The organism is Aquiflexum sp. (assembly GCF_041749095.1).
GTDB lineage: Bacteria > Bacteroidota > Bacteroidia > Cytophagales > Cyclobacteriaceae > Aquiflexum.
The window spans coordinates 1-20,927 of sequence record NZ_JBGTCA010000483.1; the positions used below are offsets into that span (position 1 = coordinate 1).

General features: G+C 38.2%; 15 protein-coding genes. 5 read left to right on the plus strand and 10 right to left on the minus strand.

The features are described from left to right. Positions 1 to 266: 266 nt before the first annotated feature. The 4 genes from ACEW8O_RS21990 to ACEW8O_RS22005 form a co-directional block, all read right to left on the minus strand. Positions 267 to 1,823, minus strand: coding sequence for a GIY-YIG nuclease family protein (locus ACEW8O_RS21990; RefSeq protein WP_373496781.1), 1,557 nt, complete (start codon positions 1,821 to 1,823; stop codon positions 267 to 269). Positions 1,824 to 1,895: 72 nt separating this feature from the next. After that, positions 1,896 to 2,528, minus strand: coding sequence for a hypothetical protein (locus ACEW8O_RS21995; RefSeq protein WP_373496782.1), 633 nt, complete (start codon positions 2,526 to 2,528; stop codon positions 1,896 to 1,898). 152 nt (positions 2,529 to 2,680) lie between these two features. Then, positions 2,681 to 3,787 (minus strand): site-specific tyrosine recombinase/integron integrase, encoded by a 1,107-nt coding sequence (gene xerA / locus ACEW8O_RS22000; protein ID WP_373496783.1) that lies wholly within the window; start codon positions 3,785 to 3,787, stop codon positions 2,681 to 2,683. Positions 3,788 to 4,035: 248 nt separating this feature from the next. Beyond that, the gene (locus ACEW8O_RS22005; protein ID WP_373496784.1) at positions 4,036 to 5,178 is read right to left on the minus strand and encodes a mannonate dehydratase; all 1,143 of its coding nucleotides are present in this window, start codon (positions 5,176 to 5,178) and stop codon (positions 4,036 to 4,038) included. Positions 5,179 to 6,596: 1,418 nt separating this feature from the next. On the opposite strand from ACEW8O_RS22005, the gene ACEW8O_RS22010 reads away from it, so the two are divergent. Then, positions 6,597 to 6,803, plus strand: a complete 207-nt coding sequence (locus ACEW8O_RS22010; protein WP_373496785.1) for a hypothetical protein — start codon at positions 6,597 to 6,599, stop codon at positions 6,801 to 6,803. Between the two features lie 551 nt (positions 6,804 to 7,354). Then, positions 7,355 to 9,085: a tetratricopeptide repeat protein gene (locus ACEW8O_RS22015; RefSeq protein ID WP_373496786.1), complete on the plus strand. Its 1,731-nt coding sequence runs from the start codon at positions 7,355 to 7,357 to the stop codon at positions 9,083 to 9,085. A 1-nt stretch (position 9,086) separates the two neighbouring features. Here the strand turns inward: ACEW8O_RS22015 and ACEW8O_RS22020 are convergent, their stop codons facing one another. The 4 genes from ACEW8O_RS22020 to ACEW8O_RS22035 all read right to left on the minus strand — a co-directional run bounded on the left by ACEW8O_RS22020 (position 9,087) and on the right by ACEW8O_RS22035 (position 14,553). Continuing rightward, complete coding sequence (locus tag ACEW8O_RS22020; RefSeq protein WP_373496787.1) at positions 9,087 to 10,523, minus strand: Y4yA family PLP-dependent enzyme; 1,437 nt, start codon at positions 10,521 to 10,523, stop codon at positions 9,087 to 9,089. Next, positions 10,456 to 12,297, minus strand: a complete 1,842-nt coding sequence (locus ACEW8O_RS22025) for an FAD/NAD(P)-binding protein (protein WP_373496788.1) — start codon at positions 12,295 to 12,297, stop codon at positions 10,456 to 10,458. The genes ACEW8O_RS22020 and ACEW8O_RS22025 overlap by 68 nt, the downstream gene beginning before the upstream one ends. Before the next feature lie 25 nt (positions 12,298 to 12,322). Beyond that, positions 12,323 to 13,369: a pyridoxal-phosphate dependent enzyme gene (locus ACEW8O_RS22030; RefSeq protein ID WP_373496789.1), complete on the minus strand. Its 1,047-nt coding sequence runs from the start codon at positions 13,367 to 13,369 to the stop codon at positions 12,323 to 12,325. 185 nt (positions 13,370 to 13,554) lie between these two features. Beyond that, entirely contained in the window at positions 13,555 to 14,553 is a 999-nt protein-coding gene (locus tag ACEW8O_RS22035; protein WP_373496790.1) for a DNA topoisomerase IB, read from the minus strand. 187 nt (positions 14,554 to 14,740) lie between these two features. On the opposite strand from ACEW8O_RS22035, the gene ACEW8O_RS22040 reads away from it, so the two are divergent. From ACEW8O_RS22040 to ACEW8O_RS22050, 3 genes are all read left to right on the plus strand, one after another. Further along, the gene (locus ACEW8O_RS22040) at positions 14,741 to 15,475 is read left to right on the plus strand and encodes a LytR/AlgR family response regulator transcription factor (RefSeq protein WP_373496791.1); all 735 of its coding nucleotides are present in this window, start codon (positions 14,741 to 14,743) and stop codon (positions 15,473 to 15,475) included. Between the two features lie 128 nt (positions 15,476 to 15,603). Next, positions 15,604 to 16,026, plus strand: coding sequence for an energy transducer TonB (locus ACEW8O_RS22045; RefSeq protein ID WP_373496792.1), 423 nt, complete (start codon positions 15,604 to 15,606; stop codon positions 16,024 to 16,026). 391 nt (positions 16,027 to 16,417) lie between these two features. Continuing rightward, positions 16,418 to 18,631 carry a histidine kinase dimerization/phosphoacceptor domain -containing protein gene (locus tag ACEW8O_RS22050; RefSeq protein ID WP_373496793.1) on the plus strand — a complete coding sequence of 738 codons (2,214 nt, stop codon included), beginning with the start codon at positions 16,418 to 16,420 and terminating at the stop codon, positions 18,629 to 18,631. Positions 18,632 to 18,667: 36 nt separating this feature from the next. On the opposite strand, the gene ACEW8O_RS22055 is transcribed toward ACEW8O_RS22050, so the two are convergent. Then, positions 18,668 to 19,807: a YncE family protein gene (locus ACEW8O_RS22055; RefSeq protein ID WP_373496794.1), complete on the minus strand. Its 1,140-nt coding sequence runs from the start codon at positions 19,805 to 19,807 to the stop codon at positions 18,668 to 18,670. Positions 19,808 to 20,089: 282 nt separating this feature from the next. After that, the coding region (cas6, locus tag ACEW8O_RS22060; protein ID WP_373496795.1) for a CRISPR-associated endoribonuclease Cas6 at positions 20,090 to 20,927 on the minus strand (838 nt) is incomplete at its 5' end.

Genomic DNA, 20,927 nt, shown 5'->3' on the forward strand with positions numbered 1-20,927 from the left:
CCGATTGGGTGTAGACCAAGACCATGCCTATGCGTGGAGTAGAACAAGAAAAGGAGGTTGGGCAGTAGCCCAGAGTCCAATTTTGAACTCCACTATTACCCTCAATAGACTTCAACAAAGGGGCTACCAAGCAATGTTAAAGCTTTTACATAGAATTGAACCCATCAATTTACGAACCGCCGTATACGAGACCCGTACGTACGGTGGTGTGAGAGGCGCACTCCGTCATTCAATGGCGGAGCCGTCTACTCAATTGTGCGTAGGTTTTATTTCAAAGTTTCCTTTATGTTTTCAACATCAATTATATCTAATTCAAACCATTCACCTCTTAATCTTTTTTCTGAATAATTAACGTGCAAGGCTTTTTCTATACTTTCTGCTATTCCACGAGTCGGAAACCTTTTAGACTTAATCATTTCAATTGTTGGTTTTTCACTCTGTAAAGTCCTTTCTCTATATTCCGGATTGTTAGAAATACCAATTTTATAATAACCATTACTTAAGTCGTGCATTAAATAAACAAAACAAAAATCCGTTGTTGCTTCATTAATTGGTTTAGTTTGTTTTAATACCGTTGGTTGGTAGTTAGTAATAGTTTTTTTAACCAAACTTATATATTCAGTTGCAAATTTTTTAATTACAATTTGTAGATTATTTTTTGAAGTGTAATAGTCATCCCCGCCAATTTCTCCTCCTAAAATTTCTCTTTTATCACTAACAAGCGAAATTTTCCATTTTTTCAAGTTATAATTTGCAAACAATTCAAGTTCGTTTTCTGTAATTAAACCTTTGTATTCCAAAACTTTTTCATTTTGGCTGTTCATTGATGAGATAGGATTTTCTATTAATTCATATTGAATTTGTTCTCCATTTTCAAATAAGTAAAGGATTTTATCAAATTGTTTTGGCTTTATTTGTTTAGGGTCAAAGTGAAAAACAATAAAGTCATTATTGTCAATGAAGTTGAAACTGAAAACAAAATCTGTTATAAAGTCATCAGATTTTGTTTTAATGCCTTCACTTTTTGAAAACCTTGAACTTACTTTATTCCATTTAATTATTGTTGAGTTTGTAAATTCATCACTAATTATATTTGGTTCATTGATAAAGCGCTTATTTGTTCTATTTAAATCGGTATCCCTGACTATATACATTAACTCATTTACCTTTAAATTATATACCTTTTGAGGTTCAATTTGATGAATAAAACCAGCTTTTTTCGAATAGTTTATATGCTTTTGAAATTTATGGTCATTATACTCAAAGATTGGCGTGCTAATCTTAACGTATTCACCATCAGAGACTAACCATTTATCAAATGACCTAAAATTTGGACTTTTAAAATATTCCTTGAATTCTGAATTTTCTATATTGTTTTCATATTGGTATTCTCCTTTTTTATGAAGCCTGTAAAAAACACTTCCATTCGCAAGTAAATCATTTTTTTTACGAGTATGTTCTAAAATACCTGCTTGAGTTGCAATAACGCTTGCTGATTTAAACATAAATCCACCGCCATATTCACCAATACGAATTTTGCATATCGGCTCGTCAATATCAATCCATTCTCCATCAGGTTTATTATACTCGTAAAAATAAAATGATTTACCTCTTTCTTGTTCAGGAAAGTCATTTATATCAAATTCCCCAAGATTAGAGTTGCTTTTCATTCCTTCTTTTTTTTCAGTTTTAGAATCAGGTTTGTTTTGCTTTCTCGCAATGCCTTTTTCGATTGGGTTGAAAATATTATTAACTATTTTTATCCAAAATTTGATAAGAAAATATCCCACAAAACAAGCAATTAATATCAGAAATAAAGTCAAATTTTGGTGTTTGTTTTAAAATCAAGTATTTTAATTACCTGCTTGACGTGAAGCCATTGTTGTGTATAGGTTTTATTTTTTCTCGGTTGTTTCTTCTTTAACAAATGCAGTTTGTTCGGAATTAGTGTAAAATATCTTATCAAAAGTCTGTTTTGTATTACCTAACATTGGATTTTTTAAAGAATAAATAGCTTTATATTTTGATGAAAGTATAGAGTCTGGTTTTTCGGATAGTTTATTAAAATATTTTTCAAGTGATTCAACATCGGATAGTGTTTTTTTATATGAAAACATTTCATCCATTGCATCGTCTCTTTTTCTTTTAGATTCCAATTCATATGAATAGTCATCAATTCGGATTGCAGTTAATACAGATTCTTGATAAAGTTTATATAATGTATCCTGTTGAGTTATAGATTCATTTAATACGTTTTTCACATATTGGAAACTTAAAGTGTCTACAAGCGATTGTTCAGGATTTTTTTTCCAAAATTCGGCAAGTTCGTATTTTAGGTGTTTTAAACTGTCAGCGGCAGTTATGTCAGTAACTTTTTCAATTTCTTGGACTTTATAGTCAAGGTCTTTTAAATCGAAGTTCATAGATTTTACGTTTTTCTGCTGGTAATCGTAAAGCATTTGTTCTTCTTTGTTGTTTCCGCACGAATAGATTAGGACTGTCATTAAAAGTAAAGTAATTTTTTTCATAATTGATTTTGGTTTTAAATTGGTTATTTTGTATTTAAAGTTCTATGTTTTATTTTTTGGTCAACTTACGCACAACTTGTTTATTTATAAACCTTTGGTATATCTACTTAGCCTCCACAGTTCTATAGATGCACCTTTGGTTGATTATATATTTATAAATCATCAAATGGACTTTTGATTTTTTCAAGGCTTTTTTGGCTTACATGGGTATAAATTTCTGTGGTCTTACTTGAGTTATGTCCAAGTAATTCCTGAATATACCTCAAATCAGTTCCACTTTCCAAAAGATGTGTAGCATAACTGTGCCTTAGCCAATGTAGCGTAACTGGTTTTTTTATCCCTGCCTTCAAAAGCGAAGTCTTTAGAACTTTTTGTAGGCTACCAGCACTATATTTCTCGCCCAGTTTTTCTCCCTCAAACAGATACACCCTTGGTTTTTCATACCTGTAATACTCCCTAAGCAATTCCAAGATCTTTTCACTGATTGGTACCATCCTGTCCTTTTTGCCTTTCCCCTGACGGATAAGCAGCATTCCCCTTTTGGAATCAATATCACCGATCTTGATGTTTAACAATTCTGATCTTCTCAGTCCACAGGCATATATCAACGAAAGCATGGCTCGGTGCTTTACGTTTTGATGTGACTGTAAGATAGCTTTCACTTCTTCTTTACTCAGAATATGAGGTAAAATCCTCGGGTTTTTTGGCCGCTCTATACCTTGAACCTCCAGCTTTCTTTTTTGTCTGTTCGAAAAATAAAGCTTTACTGCATTGATAACAAGTGATTGAAATGAAGCGGAGTATTTTCTTAAAATAATATAGTCTTTATGAAATGATTCCAGGTCTTCATTAGAAATAACCTCGGGATTTTTATTTCCTGTAAACCTAAAAAATAAACCCAAACCCCCTGAATAGTTCTTAATAGTGGATTCGGAGTATCTACGGTTGCGCATCCAATCTGTAAACTTTTGTATTTCCTGGCCGAGCTCTTTAGAAATAGGTGGCAAATTATCAAATGCCTCTTCAATCTTCACTTTCTTAAACTGGGAATAATCCAACCAAACCTTTCCCTTAAAAAATTCCAACAGCTCGCTAAGTTTATTGTCCGAATAGGGGACATACCATACCTTGAGTTCTTTTTTCCAATCGATTCCGGGAAATGTCTTTACCAGTTCCTTCAGCTCAAAGTCGTAGGGGAATTCCAGAAAAACCATCTGGGTTTTACCTATAATTCCATTTTTGATAAAAATCTTCTTCATAAAAAAATCGGTTAAAAACGTAACTAAGATAATTAAAAAGTCCTGAAACCAAAAGCTTTCGGTCATCTCCTTTATCCATGTGGGCATTTTCATTTTAGAACCAACAGGTTATGTGTTTAGCCTTTCGGCAGACAGGGATGTTACGGAGATTGAATCATATAACCATAGTTTTATTAATTTGGTATGTTACCGGCAGGATTGGGTACAATCACACTGATAATACCAAATCTAGTGTCATTCACATATGTTTATGTATTTTTAGCAATCGCCTCTATCAATCCCCTCATATAACCAATAGCAAATAATACTCCCCAATTGCTGTAACCAGCTTTTTCATTGCTGTCGCCGTGCATGGTCGGCACATGGTCAGGGCGGACGGGGCCTTTGAAGCCAATTTCATAATAAGCCTTCATGGCTTCGTACATGTCTGTTTTGCCATCATCATGGAAGGTCTCTTCAAAGTTGTTTTTGTTTCCTCTGACATCCCTGAAATGGACAAAATGGATGGCCTGTTTCTTTCCAAAATACCTGATGGCCTCAGGAATGTTCACATCTTCACCGGGACCGCCCATAGAAGCGAAACTGCCCTGGCAAAAGGTAAGGCCATTGCTTGGACTAGGGTAGATATCCAGTAGTTTTTTGAAAGCATCCACAGAAGTCATGATGCGGGGAATTCCCCTGATGCCATCTATCGGAGGATCATCGGGATGCATGGCCAGTTTAATCCCAAAGCGTTCGGCTTCCGGAATTACTGCCTTGAGAAAGTATTCCAGATTTGCCCACATTTTTGAATGGGTTATATTCCCATATTCAGTGATATCAGCTTCGTGTTTGATGTCTTCAATATCAAAAGCACTTACCAATGCACCACCTCGGCCAGGTCTATCCAAGGTGGTCCTTGCCCAGGAAACAATGGGCATCCAATTATAACAGATGGTGTTTACACCTGATTTGGAAAGGTTTTCCATTAATGTGATGAAATTGGAGATCTCTTCATCCCGCCCTTCAAGTCCAAGTTTGGTTTTGGTTCCCAAAGTTGGCGGACCTTCCACCACATTGAAATCCAATCCTAATTCTGCCCAGGCTTTTTTTACTCCATGAACCACGTCAAAGCTCCATGCGCTTTTATTCGGTGTATTGGTCATCTTAGGGTTAATACCCCCAACGGCACCCATGACATCAATTTGCTTTGCAAGGGCAACCCTGTCAGGTTGAGGTCCCCAAAAATATGCTAATGAAAACTGCATCCCCCCATCCCTTGAATAATCAAATAAAGCCTTTTCAAGATCCGCAGCCGATTTTGCAAAACTTTGTTCAAAGGAATTGCTTAAAAAAATTCCTGCCGCTGCAGCACTTTTTTTGATAAATGATCTTCTTTTTCTGTTGTTCATAGGAGGATGGATAATGTAGATTTATTCAATCAAAGGATAGGAATTACAAGAAAGCAAAATCCTCAAAGGGGTTTACTTTTTCCAATGTAATAATTTACAGGTTTTATATCTAAAAATCTATTGATTGGATTGAAGATGATTGATTATAGTTAGGCAAAAGACTATGCGACCCCTTTAGGGTCGACCTGTTTTGCCAATATTTTTAATTTCTATATACATGTTATCCCCTGGGGATAATTGGCTGAATTTAAAATTGAGATTTGTTGATAGACTATGAAACATCGATTACCGACCCTGAAAGGGTCATATGTTTATAGAAAAAAAGGACGTATGCGGACCATCGACCTCGAAGAGGTCGAATAGAAGCTTCGTTAAATATTGATACGACCCGTTCTGGGTCGGCTTTTTTAGCCTGTGTCATATTATCTTTAAACATGTTATCCCTTCGCGATAATTGGTTGAATTTACAATTAAGGTTCGTTGAAAACTTAAAAGCAATAGGAGCCGACTCTGAAAGGGTTATATGTATAGAAAAAATGGACGTGTGCGGACCAACGACCTCGAAGGGGTCGAACAGAAGCTTCATTAAATATTAATACGACCCCTTCTGGGTCGGCTTATTTGCATGTTCCTTATTTAACTATAAACATGTAATCCCCTCGGGATATTTGGCCAGAACAACAATTGAGATTTATTGGAAGACTTAAACATGTTATCCCCTCGGGATAATTGGCTGTATCTACAATTGAGATTTATTGGAAGACTATGAAACATCGGGAGCCGACCCTGAAAGGGTCATATGTTTATAGAGAAAATGATCGTATGCGGACCAGCGACCTCGAAGAGGTCGAACAGAAGCTTCGTTGAAACAGTGATACGGCCCATTCCGGCTCGACGTTTTAGCATGTGTCTAATCTATACACATGTTATCCATTCGGGATATTTGGCCAGAACAACAACTGACATTTGTTGGAAAACTTTCAAACATCAAGATCCGACACTGAAAGGGTCATATGTTTATAGCAAAAATGACCGTGCGCAGACCAGCGACCTCGAAGGGGTCGAATAGAAGCTTCGTTCAAAAAGTGATACGGCCCATTTTTAGGATAATCGTCTATAATGACTTTAATAAAAAAAAATATTTTCACTTTTTATTAATTTTTTTTAGACCACTTGATTTTTGGTCAAATACAAATTCTCTTTTTCCACCTGCAATAATTGTTTTATGTATTCCTGTTACTTCCAATTTACTCATTTTCAGCCCTCTTGGATGAGATAGCAGCCCTCATGCAAGGTTTTGGAAATAAAATAATTTGTCACATCTTAGGGGAGCAATTGGGGAAAGTAATCATAAATCAGCCCTTGGATTGCAGGATAAATTTTGATTAATCACCCTTTAATCACCCTTTTATATAATTATGAAAAACAAGACAAAATTGATTTTGGCAAATGTGTTTGCATTGGTTGCGGTACTGTCTATCCTTACCGTATTTAAGTTGCTTGGAATTGAAATCGGTAGTGCAGCAGGCTCAATTCTGCCCAATGTACTGTTGTTATCGGTTCCTCAAATGGGCTTTTTCTATTTTTATTGGTTGTCTTATCAGAGTAAAAACCAATTAGTTTAATTACAATCTTAATTTTTTCAAATAATCCGTCTCATTTAAATTCACCCTGAGGAAACTTTCATTGAAAGTGACCATTTTTTTGAGAACAGTATCGTCCTTGTAAAAGGAAGTTTTAAGAGCCCGGAATGATAGTTCCGGGTTTTTTTATGGTATCATTTGGAAAACTTAAAATCTTGTTGAATCCATTGATATAGGATTCCTTCTTGAATATAAAATTGACATTTACAGGGCATACAAGAACAATAATCAACTAATAAAATCCTGACATATTTATTCCAAACTCTAAAAATTAATGGATTGGTTTTGAAAAAAAATGACTCGATAAATAAAAAAAAGAATTGTCTCATCGACCTTGAATTAATAAAGTTTTTAAGCAACCAACCCCTTGAAATCCATCTTAACAAGGCTGGAATTTTTTCAAATAAAAATGAGGTAAAATATATATCAAAAATTTTTAAAAGTATTTGATATTCATTAATTTATCGATATAAAATTGAAAGAAGAACTAAGGATTTTTTTAAATATATATCTAATCAATAAAGGGGAGTCATATGAAATTTAATGTAAAATCAGTCCGGACCGGACTTGCAACTTTAGTGTTGCTTTCCTGTAACAAACCAGTTGAGATGGATACGCAGGTGAGGGATTATTACCAGGATGCCATAAGCTTATGTTTCGTTCCAGCCGGGGTAAGATGGGACTTTTCTGGTGGAAAAGCCCCACTCCTTGAGGGAATGGATCTGATTGATTATCCTGTCACTACGAGTAATGAACTTGCCAGGAAATATTTTAATCAAGGTTTGTTACTAGCCTATGCCTTTAATCATGGGGAGTCTGAACGGTCGTTCCAATATGCAGCTAATTTAGATCCTACATTTGCTATGGCTTTCTGGGGACAGGCATACGTATTGGGACCTAACTACAACGCTGGAATGGAGGAAGACTATTATGCTCCAGCATACAGTGCCATCCAAAAAGCAAAGTTGTACATCAATTCTGTAAGTGCAAAGGAGGCGGACCTTATATTGGCCATGGAAAAAAGGTATGCAGAAATACCACCTTATGACCGTTCAGGACTGGATATGGCTTATGCTGAAGCCTTGGCAGAGCTCCATGAAAAATATCCTGATGACGCTGAAATTGCGGTGATGTATGCAGAAGCATTAATGGATTTACAGCCTTGGGATTTGTATGACAGGCAAAAAAGACCTAAAGGAAACACAGTCCTGATTACTGAAATACTTGAAAACACTATCCAACAAAACCCTAAACATGTTGGAGCCCACCATCTGTACATGCATGTGGTAGAACCCTCAGATAATCCTCAGAGGGGGCTACCTAGCGCGAGGTTATTTGATGAAGGACTCACACCTTTGGCAGGCCATCTAATCCATATGCCAAGCCATATTTACATTCAGACGGGCCATTATAACCTTGGAACCCTTTCCAATCTCCGTGCAGCAAAAGTAGACAGTGTTTATATTGAAACCTGCAAAGCTGAGGGAGTATATCCCATAGCTTATTTTCCTCACAACCTACACTTTATGGCCGGGACAGCCATACTGGAAGGGAGCAGTAAATGGGCACTATATGCTGCTGATAGGCTTTTCGAACACACGGCGAAAGAGGTGATGGCGGTGCCGGGTTTTGGTGCAGTGCAACATTATTACACCATTCCGCTATTCACCAGAGTCAAATTCGGCAAGTGGGAAGAAATATTGAAATTTCCGCAAGATGTATTTGAGCTTCCTTACCAAAAAGGGGTGTTACACTATGCCCGTGGAATGGCATTTCTGGGTAAAGGTCAATTAGATAATGCTATTAAGGAATTAAATGCCTTAAAAAACCATATTCATTTACCTGAACTGGAGGAAGAAAAGATTTGGGATATCAATTCCCTGGATTCTATCTTGGAAATTGCTGCTTTGGTGTTGGAAGGAGAATTGGCTGCTGCATCCAATGACTACACAAAGGCAATTCAGTTATTGGAAAAAGCGACTGAATTGGAAGATAGCCTGCTCTTCAATGAGCCACCTGATTGGTTCCTTTCTGTCCGACACCATTTAGGAGCAGTTCTTCTTGAAGCAGGCGATTACGCCAAAGCAGAAGAGGTTTATCTTAAGGATCTGAAAGTCTATCCTGAAAACGGGTGGGCACTGAAGGGACTTAATGCGGCATTGGAACAACAGGGGAAATCTGCAGAAGCCGCTTCTGTAAAAGATAGGTTTGAGGAGGTATGGAAAACTGCTGATATCAGTATTGTCTCCTCAAGGATTGATTAACTTATTTTCTACAGTTTATCCAATATTCTTCATCGGGAATGGCTTCCCAAGTATCCTTCTTTTCTACAATTAGATTTTGGGCAAGATCAAAAAGGTGTGCCTCACTTTCGTAAAAATGCATCATATATCCTGCGGTATTGACAAAACAAACTAAATCTCCGACTTGAGGATGCTGACTGAGTCCAATCTTTCTTTTTAATATTAACTCCTGTTCAAGACAATATGCTCCCACAAAATATACTTCACAGGGTGCATCAGCGATTTTGTTTTGCGGAAGGAAAATAGGATCAAGAAGAAAGTCAGCACTGGAGCTGAACAACTGGGTCCGGTTCATTTCCAATCCCACCAAAAGTCTTCCCTGGGAATCCCATTTTCTAAAGGCAACCTGGGCTATCGTGATTCCGGTCTGATCCAACAAAGATCTTCCCGGTTCAATTCTAATTTCGATATTTCTTTGAATTAAATGCTTGTAGAGAGGTATGCCGTCTTTTATACCAGTTAATATTTTCTCCACAAATCTCTCCTGATATAATTCATTGAAATATGGATACACCTTTGGTTCACCGATTAATTTGCCGTCAACATGGATTATTCCCAACAAATCTTTTTGAAATGTGATCTCCTTTTTGTCCGGATTGATACTTTCCTTTAGGCTTTTATGAAAAGTTTCCCATTCTGATGAAGAAGCTAAATAATTCATCAAAATACCTCCGCCTATGTCAATAAAAGTTGTCTCCAATCCCAAATTAGAAAGTGCGTCAGCTACATCCAAGGTTTGTGATAAGCCATGTATCCTTTGTTCCGTGCAGTATCCATTCAAATGAAAGTGTAAACCATGATACTTAAAACGGTTGTATTTACCCGCTTTAGTGATATTTTCTGAAATAAAATCAACCACATCATCAACATCAAAACCAAATCTCGAATACAGTTTTTCGCCATTATGCCAAAAGCCGCTCATCCGGAATCCGACGCGAATGGTTTTGTTAACTTCAATAAGTATCTGATGGAGCAGCTCGCATTCATCCTTATTATCCAAAATGATCGGAATCTGATGCGCTACGGCATAGCTAAGAAGCTCACGGTTTTTTACAGCGGCTGTTATTGTGATTTTTTCAGGGGCCAATCCCGCATTGATACAATCCTTTATTTCATTCAAACTTGCGGTATCCACGCCAAAACCAAATTCCTTCGCAGCCAACACAAAACTTTTACACTTATTGGCCTTTCTGGCAAAAAAGACACTGCTTTTCAGGTCGTATTCCTTAAAAATTCCGTCATATCTCCGGAAATTTTGATTAAAAGAATCTAAATTCAAAAGGTTGATAGGAGAGCCATATTTATCTATCCAACTATTGACCTGATTCAAATTACTTGTCAGATCCTTGATCCATGGTTGAATAATCGGAGTTAATTTTGGGATTTTTGGTGTTGACATATATTTGTGCGATTTGTTTTGCCCAAAGTGTAAGGAAGTTATTGTTAGACCGGGAAAGGCTTTCGTTATCGAGGGTCCAACCTTCCGTGGGTGTACCATAAAAGCATATTTGTTGCTGTTTTTTCAATCTTCCGGTCCCATCTAGTTCCAAACATCCGGTTTTATAGTCATCGTTTGAGAAGAAATCCACACCCATTTCCAATATAAGTTGTCTGATGTATTCCGGTTGGGTTTCCAATCCTCCGGATTTGGGAATTCTGGCATCGATTAGCAGGCTTGCTACTTTGGAACAAGGAACCTGTTTATTTCTTATTTTAATTTTTGAAGATTGATGTTGGACTGACACTTTGGGATCGTTCGCCAGGTCAAACCTTAAAATACCGGCTTTTGCAAGCGTAAGTATTTTCTCCATATTTTCTTTAGGTGGACCAAAGGCAACATGTTGGAATCTGCTATAATAGTCGAGATCAAAACAACGCTGACTTTCTCCACTCAATTTCCCAAAAGAATAAAGTTTATTGAAAATCGGGTTTATTTCGCGCCATAAGGATGACATGGCCACAAATGACTGATGTAATTCATCAAAATTTTCCGGATAAACGGTTTCTTCCAGGTATGCAATTACAGCACTGTGCGATTCCTTTGGGGGTAATTTTGGAGACAGGAATTTTTCCAGATCGAATGGAGAAAAGTCAGGGAAAATTCCGGTTGCAAAAAATTCCAACTCCAGTAAAGTTTTTTCCGAAAGGATACTCTTGTCGGATTTATTGCGCAAAAGATGGACTATGTATTGATACCTGAACTCATGCTGAATAAATGGTAATAATTGTGATTTAAAATCAAGCCCCTCATGTTTTTCGATTAAATGGTCAACTGTTTCCTCTGTGAAGTATCTTAAAGAAAAACCGTTTGTCCCAAGATCGCCCTGTCTGGCAATCATCGGTAAACCGGTTCTTGAAAATGCCAGAATTTCTTTGGGTTCTCTTCCGGATGCCAAGTACGTCATTCTGCCATTATCTTTCTCAAATTTCCCACCTTTGCCTTCTGTTATAGCTAGTACAGCATCAACAAAAGTTAATCCCATACCTTTGATTGCGACAGTTTCACCGGAAATGTCTTCGTTTTGCAAATGATGAATTGGATAGACAGACTTGTGCAGTGTCGGAGTTGCCCCATTTATTTTCCTTGCCGGATTACCGGAACTGTGTGCTTCTTCAAAGCTATAAGCATGACCTGTACAGCACATCACTTCTGAAAATCCAAAGTGCATTCCATTTTCTGTATTTATCATGAGGCTATGAGAGATTTCAGTAATGGACTTCACCTCATCGGTAACCAAATGCAGGCGAATATTTGATGGTAGGGCTTCAATGACTTTGCAAAGGCAGTATTGGAGATAGATGCCCGTCACAGCACGGGAACTATAATCTGAAGTTAAAACCTCTTCTTCATGTTCATTTTGGTATCTTATCAAAAACTCGTGAAGATCAGGCCGGTCATAGACAAGTTGCTCCTCTTCACCCGTCCAGAAATCAACTTTTCCAAGGCTGTAGTTCATTAACAAAAAATCAGGCTGCTCCGGCTGATAATTTGGACCCGAGCCAAAATCATCGGTTTTGTTGAAACATACGATATCCAGGAATTTGCCTGAACTATAAGCGTCCCAAACACTGGTTAACCGCTCTATCGCATATGCCCCTTTTGGTCCACCACCAACTATAGCTACACGGAAGTTCGATTCCGGCAAATAACCATCGCCTATGTAATCTGCCAAAACCTTTTTGTTTTGGCTGTTTATATCAGTTAAATGGTTTGTACTCCACACCTTCATCTACTTTTCTTTTAATCAGTTCAAAGACTTCAGTTCCAAAAGTTTTATTGATCCATTCATCCGAATAGATAGTTTCCAGATATCTTTCACCACGATCGCAAATGATAATAACTGCTTTTTCATCCGGATTCATATCAAGTTTTTCCATGGCAGCAACCAATGCACCGGTAGATCCTCCTGCAAGGATAGCTTCATGTCGGAGGAGCTTTTTACAACCTACGATACTTTCCCATTCCCTTATCCACATGGGTGACTCCAACAATTCCTCCCTCAATAAGGAAGAAGTCTTTGAAGCTCCAAAACCCGGTATCACTCTTTTTTCTGCCTTTCCTCCAAAAATGACACTTCCAAAGGCGTCAACGGGAACAATTTTCATTTTTCCACCGATCTGCTCATTGTATTCTGCGAATCCCATCAATGTCCCGCATGTGCTGGTGGCTGCCAATATATAATCAGGATAATCACCCAATTGGCTGACGATTTCCTCAGCGGTCTCATGGTGGGTGAGGGGATTTAGTGGGTTTTCATATTGCTGGGTCCAAAATGAATTGAAATTTTCTGCTAAGATTTCCTGAACTCTATTTATCCTAGTTCCCAGATATGAACCATGCTCATCCGCTTTATTCACCATTTCAATTTTTGCTCCATAGGCTTCCAATAAGCTCAGCGTTTGGTTGTTGATGTAAGGATCCACTACAAGCCGGAGGTCAAGTCCATGGTACAGGCAAATTTGGGCAAGACCCACCCCCATATTTCCTGAAGTACTTTCTACTATTAAAGAATCTGAATCGATCAATCCCAACTCCAGGGATTTCCCGATGATAAATTTGGCCGTTCTATCTTTGATGCTTCCTGCCGGATTCATTAATTCAAGCTTTCCATATATCAATTTGTCAGGAAAAAGTCTGGATAATCGGATCAATCCCGTGTTGCCTATCAAAGAATGAACACCGTCAAGGATTTCGTTCTTTTTGAGCAGATTCTCCGGGGTTTGATTTTCTTTTGTTAATAACATATTATATAGTAGGGATAAAGAAGAAGGTTAGATTATTTAATGGGATTTTCGAAAAATACACCTTTCTCCAAAAACTGCATTTTAGATAAGCTAACAGACAAATATTACTCCAAGAATAGAATAAAACAGTATGAATTGTAACTTATGTAATGATTTGCATTAAAAGTATAAAAATTTGAAACAATTTATTTTTCCAATAGCTTCAATAACAATTTTTCAGCTTTGTCCAATGAAGTTGGGGAATTTGTTTCCCGAAATGGGTTTTTTAGTGGCAATTCGCCAACATCTATCTTATTCAAAATAAGGGGATGGATATAGTATCCTTTACAAATAGTCGGTGTATTCCCCAATTCGTCTGCGACCATGCGAATCAACACGGTCTCCTGTTTTTTTCCGGGAAATTTTTCCAAATGTTTGATAGCCTCAGGAAAAAATTCTATGGCCAGCCTACTACCAACCCATGTCCTAAAGTCTTTGCAGGTAAACTGTTCCCCCATATTTTCTTTAATATACTCCTGAACATCATAACTATCCACCCGATTTACCTTACCATTTGTATCAACATACTTGAAAAGTTCGTAACCGGGCAATTCTGCAACCTTCTTGATGTGTCGCATTATGGCGCCATTATCTATTGTAACCTCTCTCTCTTTGTTACTTTTTCCTTTGAAGGAAAGAGAAAGTGTCCCTCCCTCCACGACCATATGTTTCCGGCGAAGTGTGGATAAACCATAAGTTTGATTTTCTTTTTCGTATTGTTTGTTACCAATCCGGATACCGGTATCATCGAGAATCGTCACCATCAAAGCAAGGATCTTTTGCTTCGACCAACTTCGTGTTTTTAAATCCTTTTGAACCCTTTTTCTAAGTTTTGGAAGTGCCTTTCCAAACAGGGACATTCGCTTAAATTTCTCTTCCTGACGGCTTTTTTCCCATTCTGAATGATAGATGTATTGTTTTCTGCCCTTCAGATCCCTTCCTGTAGCCTGAATATGACCATCATCTAATCTACAGATATTCACGTCATTCCACATGGGAGGAATTACCAGGTTTTTAATGCGGTTTAATTTAAGCTTATCACCAATCTTCACACCTTTTTCATCAAGGTAGGCAAAACCCCGACCTTTTTTAACCCGCCTGAAGCAGAGTGAGTCTTCCTCGCTGTATCTATAATTGGATTTCATTGTTGACTTTGTTTGCAACATCTAAGCCAAATTTCAGAAACTCATGTGAGATGAATGGTAACAAGTATTTTACCCATATGAATTGGATTTCTTGCGATTTAAAATCCATCATATTATGTTAGCTTCCAAAAGTTGAAAATATTTTTCATTTCAAATTTTTGTTTATTCATACTTAATCAAAAAGACATTGGAAAAAATTAAAATACTAATCGTCGAAGATGAGTTGGTAATAGCGGAAGACCTCAAGGATATTTTGGAGGAATTGGGCTACGAGGTCTGTGGAATTGCCGTCAGTGCAAGGGAAGCTTTGGCCCTGATTGAAGAAAAATCACCGGATCTGGCATTGTTGGACATTCAGATCAAAGGAGGGAAAGACGGTATTCAACTTGCAGCTGAGATCAATGAGCAATATCATTTACCCTTTATCATGCTGACTTCTTATTCAGACATGCAGACGCTTAACCGGGCTAAGGAGGTACATCCCTACGGTTATCTGGTCAAACCATTTAATGAAAAGGATATTTTGGCCTGCATAGAAATGGCCATGGCCAACTTTGCCAAGGAACAGACCAAAAAATCCAACGAAGAAACTACAGAAGACTTTGTACTAAAAGACAGTATGTTTATTCGTACCAATGGCATGTTGGTCAAACTCAAGTTGGACGAGATCATTTATTTTGAGGCAGACGCCAATTATACACATGTACACACCAAGGACAAAAAATATGTGATCCGCTCCATCCTCAAAGAGCTGGAAGGCAAGCTGGATGCCCATAGGTTTGTCCGGATTCACAAATCCTATTTGATTAATTTGGAAGAAATAGACAGCATTCAATCGGAATCTGTCCAAATCGCAGGCAAAGAAATCCCCATCAGCAGAAATCAGTACAGTTGGTTGCTGCACCAAATCAGAATGTTGTAATTTTTCTACATTGACATTTTAGCACACTTCTTTCACAATTTATGCGTGTTGTTACCTACACAAGGGGCAGATGTATTGATTTCAGGTAGATTCATTTAAAGTTTTTAACAACATAAATTAAATGAACCATGAAAACCACATTTGCAGTAATCGCATTATCCCTCTTGACAATATCTGTAATGGCCCAGGAAGAAAGACTGGTTGCAGAATATACCCCTTCCAAAGTTGAGAATATAGTATTAAGAAGTATGGAATTGCCCGCTTTCAGCGGAGGTCAGGAGGCAATAGCCACTTTTATTCAGGAAGCAATAGAATATCCGGAACTGGCATTTAGACAAGGAGTTGAGGGTGTTGTTTTGGTCAATTTCAGGATTTCCAAAGAAGGAAAAATTTTAAAACCCTATGTGTCCCAAGGTGTCCATCCGGACTTGGATCAGGAAGCCTTAAGATTGGTCAAAAAGATGCCTAATTGGTCCCCTGCATTACAAAACGGCACACCCAGAGAAGTTGCTTATCAGCTCCCGATCAGATTTGAATTAACAAACAGGTGATATATTGCGAAAGCGATATCAATCAAAAAACTGTCTTTTGAAATAAAAGGCAGTTTTTTGGTTTAAAAAGTAAAAGGCCTTGAAGTGTAATACGGCCATCCATTTTTTTTCCGGTTTATCCGTGTTGCAAGGGGACGGATGACCACTGCCTATCGGAAAGTAGGATGATTCCCACCTGTAGGAAGGCAGAGAGGTAATGGGCATTGAATCATTTAAAATAGGGTCTCTAGATTTGGCAAATTAATGGGAGGATTGCCTACAATGATAAAGCATAGTTTGAACAAAGCCTTCTCCTTTTGATTAAAATGAGTATATTTCTAACTGCATAAAGTATTTTTAACCCAATGAATTCAATCATTTCTATTGAATTTATAATCAAATCAATGTGCTGATGAAAATTAAATACCCGATTTCCATTTTATTAGTCGTCTTGATTCAAACAGTTGCGTTTCCACAAGGATCTCAATGGGTACAGGATTCCTTAAGGTTTTATCAAAAAAACTATCAAACACACCTTAAGGACAGAGACCTTGAAAAAGCAAAAAATGTAATTGTTAAAATGGAGGTAAAAGGAGTGGATAGCCTAGATCCTAAGTTTTTTGATTTTTTTAATTCCGCAATCAGTGACCCACAGGTAGCAGACTTGCCGGGAGTTCTTGGCGACCTTCACAAAAGTTTGGGATTACTGGAATACTACAGGGGAGAAATCAATACTGCCAAAGACGAATTCAATCTTGCGAAAGAATTCTACGAGAAAGATGGTTCTGAGGTAGATGCTTCACGGATGAGTATGAACATTGGTGTCATGCAGGAAAAATTAGGGCAATATGATTCGGCCATCAATAATTACCTACGGACCATTCCGGTTTTTGAATCCCTGAATGACGCAAAGTCCTTGGGTAATGTCTATGAAAACATTGGGCTTGTCCATCACCAACAATCGGAATTTAGTACTGCCCTGCAGTATTTTGAAAAGACCGACTCCCTATTGAGCAGCCATTTGGATTCTATGGAGGTAAGGTGGATAGGTTTGTACGTGAATAAATATTTAGCCCTTTCCAAACTGAACAGACAGGAAGAAGGCCTCGATATGTTGTTGCATGCCTTTCGGATCGCAGAAATAAACCAACATGAATATTTTGTAAGCAGATTGAGTTCGATGATGGCAGATGTATATGAATTCAAAGGGGAAAACGATAAGCAATACAATGCTTTACTAAAAAGTAAAAGTTTTTTTGAAAATAGGCAAAACAAATATGAGAAAGCCGTTTTGGATTACAAATTAAGCAGTTACAATTACAATCATGGAAGCATGGACTCAGCCATGATTTATGCCCGGAAAAGTTATCAATACTATGAGGAAAACGATTTGTATGAACAAATGGGGAATGTGCTAAATCTGATGGGTAATATAGAATTCACCAAAAAGGATTACAAAAAAGCACTGGAATATTACAAACAATCTATGGCACATATTAGGAATGAAAATACCCAAGCCTATGCCGGGTTTTTGTTTAACATGGGATATTCCCTAAGTAAGGAGGGGAAATATGCGGAGGCTTTGAAGTATTTGGAAAATTCTCTTGATATCAGAAAGCAACTGAATGACATCAGTGCTTTACGGGATTCCTATCAAGGATTGGCAGAAACCTATCAGGGTAAGGGTGATTATAAAAATGCTTATGATTTTCTGGTGCTATTTAATGCTTATGAAGATTCAGTGTTTAATGAGACCAAAAACAGGCAGCTTGCAGAACTTGAAACCCAATATGAAACGGAGAAAAAAGACCAAGCCATCGCAGGGTTAGAGAGTGAAAGGGAAATTCAGGAACTCCGTGCCGGGAAACAACAGGCACAGATCTATCTAAGCATTGCCGGACTGTTTTTGTTTCTGGTGGTTGCAGCATTATTTTTCAGGCTAGCCAAAATCAGGAAAAAACATAACGATACCTTGGAGGCCAAAAACAAAGAGATAGCCAAGCAAAATGATGAGAGGGAACTGCTGTTGAAAGAAATCCACCATAGGGTCAAAAACAACCTTCAGATCATTTCCAGTCTTTTGAGTATGCAGACACGTGGTCTGCAGGATGCCAAAGTAAAGGATGCCATGAAGGAAAGCCAAAGCAGAGTGAAGACAATGGCCTTGATCCATGAGAAACTCTACCAATATGAAAACCTCTCTAAGATCAATATGCAGGAATATATGCACCAATTGAGTGACTTTTTGACCCAAACCTATAGATCAGACAAACAGATCAACGTCAACATTGAGGCAGAAGAGATCAACCTGGATATGGATATGGCTATTCCAGTAGGTTTGATTACGAATGAACTGTTATCCAATTCCCTGAAATATGCATTTGAAAATATGGATTTTGGGGAGATCAATATCACCTTCAGTCAGTCTGAACCGGGATCCTACAAACTATTGGTGGAAGATACTGGTAAAGGCTTGGATGAAAATCTGGACATTGATAAATCCAAGTCATTGGGTTTGAAACTTGTCCGCACCCTGACCCGGCAGATCAATGGCCAATTGACCATCAGCTCCAACCCCGGGGCCTCCTTTGAAATTGACTTTAAAGAGGTGGGATTGGCTGCATAAAAGCAATGTTTAGCAAGAACAAATGACCATTCACCTTCATTTCACAGCCCTTCCGATTCCAAATTGATCTCCTGCTTTGGTTACCTGATGCTTGGTGAAATGGATTTCCACCATTTTCTCACTCGCCACATAATTATGGAATTCATCTTTGAGGGTCAAGAGAATATTTCGGGTCTCCACATCGATTACTTCACCGCTGGAAGGATAGGCATATTTCCCGTCCAAACTGAAAGTGATCCATCCGGGCATGTCCTGAAGAGGAATGGTCGTGAGTTGCTGATAGGGTGGTGTTGCACTGAATACATGCATCCGCATATTGTGGCCATCACTGACCCATACTTCTTTTTCATTTGGCGTAAGACCGATACCATGACTCGGGTTTCCATGTCTCCGTACAGGGCCTTTTTCCCAACCTTCCACTTTAATACTGTTCAGTACTTCCCCTGTTTTCAGGTCACCCACTTCAAAACCCAACAAATCATCCACATTTGCAAAAACTAATTTTTCCTGACTATCTATGGTAAAAGGCCGGACACCATTGCTAAAGGGGCCTACTTTTTTGATGATGGAATGGTCTTCGGTATTTGTCACATGTAAATAAGGCGATGCAATATCGGCCAGGTAAGCATGTTTCCCTGAAGGGCCATAGAGTGTGTTGTGTGCCCGCTGATGCACGTCAATTTTCTTGATGATTTCACCCGATTCGCAATCGACCACATTCCAAAAACTCTTTTCCAGGGAAGGTAAATACATGGTTTTACCATCAGGTGATATTGCCATCCGATCTGCCCCGCCCTCATAGGTCTTCTCCCAAAGGATCTTTTCCGAAGTCAGGTCAATGCGTTGGAGTGTTTGGAGGGTGCTGACAAAAATGCTGTTGAGGGCCACACTAACTGCCACCCCTTTGACATTGGAAGGCTTGCCGTTGGGAAGTAAACCCTGGGTTTTGATTCTTTTGACAAACCGATGGTCGTTGTCCATGTCAAATACCAAAATCCCATGACCGCCATACCCCAGGTAATTCCGGATTCCCGGTACAGCCACATACAAATATCTTCCTGATTCAGGAGATTGGATTTCAGGGTCAGCATCATTGACCTGAAAGGGTATCCACGCCGAAGTGAATAAAACTAAAATGAAGGCGATGACAATAGGTTTGATTTTTTTGGGCTTCATGTTTTTTTGTTTTGTAAAATGGGTTGGAAGAAGATAATGGATAAAGATAAACATTTGGGGCCCATTTGAAAAATCGGGTTTTATAAGTTGATAGGCTGATTTCTTAATTAATAAAACACACAAAGGATATTTTTAAGATTTTCGGGCAATCCAAGTCAATCCTCAGAATTTCCCAAAGAGTATAAAAGGATGATTTCTGAATCCCAATTTACTTGAGATATCCAATCTACAAATATTAGAATCAGCACTAAAAAAAAGCCCGGCTTCATAACCGGGCTTTTATTAGATCTCTTCTTCTGAACCACCTTCCTCAAATTCTGAGGACTTGGGTTTGTCAGAAGGTTTGTACGGGACAAAACCTTCTCTTTTGAACTTGTAAGGTTCTGTTCTCTGATTCACTGCATGGTTAGCAAGATCCAGCATACCAAATCCCTTATGGGTGAAGGCACCTAGACCACATTTGAACACGAAGTCCTGAACTTCTGGAGCGGCATACAAGGTGAATGGGAGGGTGTAACCTCTAACCTCATATTTGACATCCATGTCATAAACGGAGTAGATTCTGGCAAATTTCTTTTGCTGCTCTCTCAGCTTATTTACATAATTCATATCCGGTACTACCTGAAACTTATAGAATGATTCCATTTGTTCCTGGGAATACCAGCCCGATCTTTCCATCCTGGTCAGGGTAGATTCATACAACAGATCAGAAAACTCATCTGTATCCGGATTGATAAATCTTTTTCCTGATTCGTCATTGAAAGCAGGGGTCAACAATACCAATGGAGAAATACAAACAAACTTGTTTGATGTTTCCAAGGTAGGTTCGGTTTCCTGTTCGGTGTACTCGGGTGAAAGGATGAGGTTTCCCAATTCAATTTTCGGGGTATCAAATACCTGCTCCAGCAAATAGTCCATAAATTCTTCATTGGGTGATGAAAGTACTAAAGTGACTAAGCTTGAGTAATAATGAAGCCCGCTTCTACTTACTTTGGTCTGTCCTTTCAGACCAGAGAAGTTGAAGTAATTGTAATTGAAAAATTCCTCCTTACCACCTTTGACAATCAAACCTTTCAGGAATTGAGCCAAGATGTACTGATGATGAAAAGGCAAATAAGCA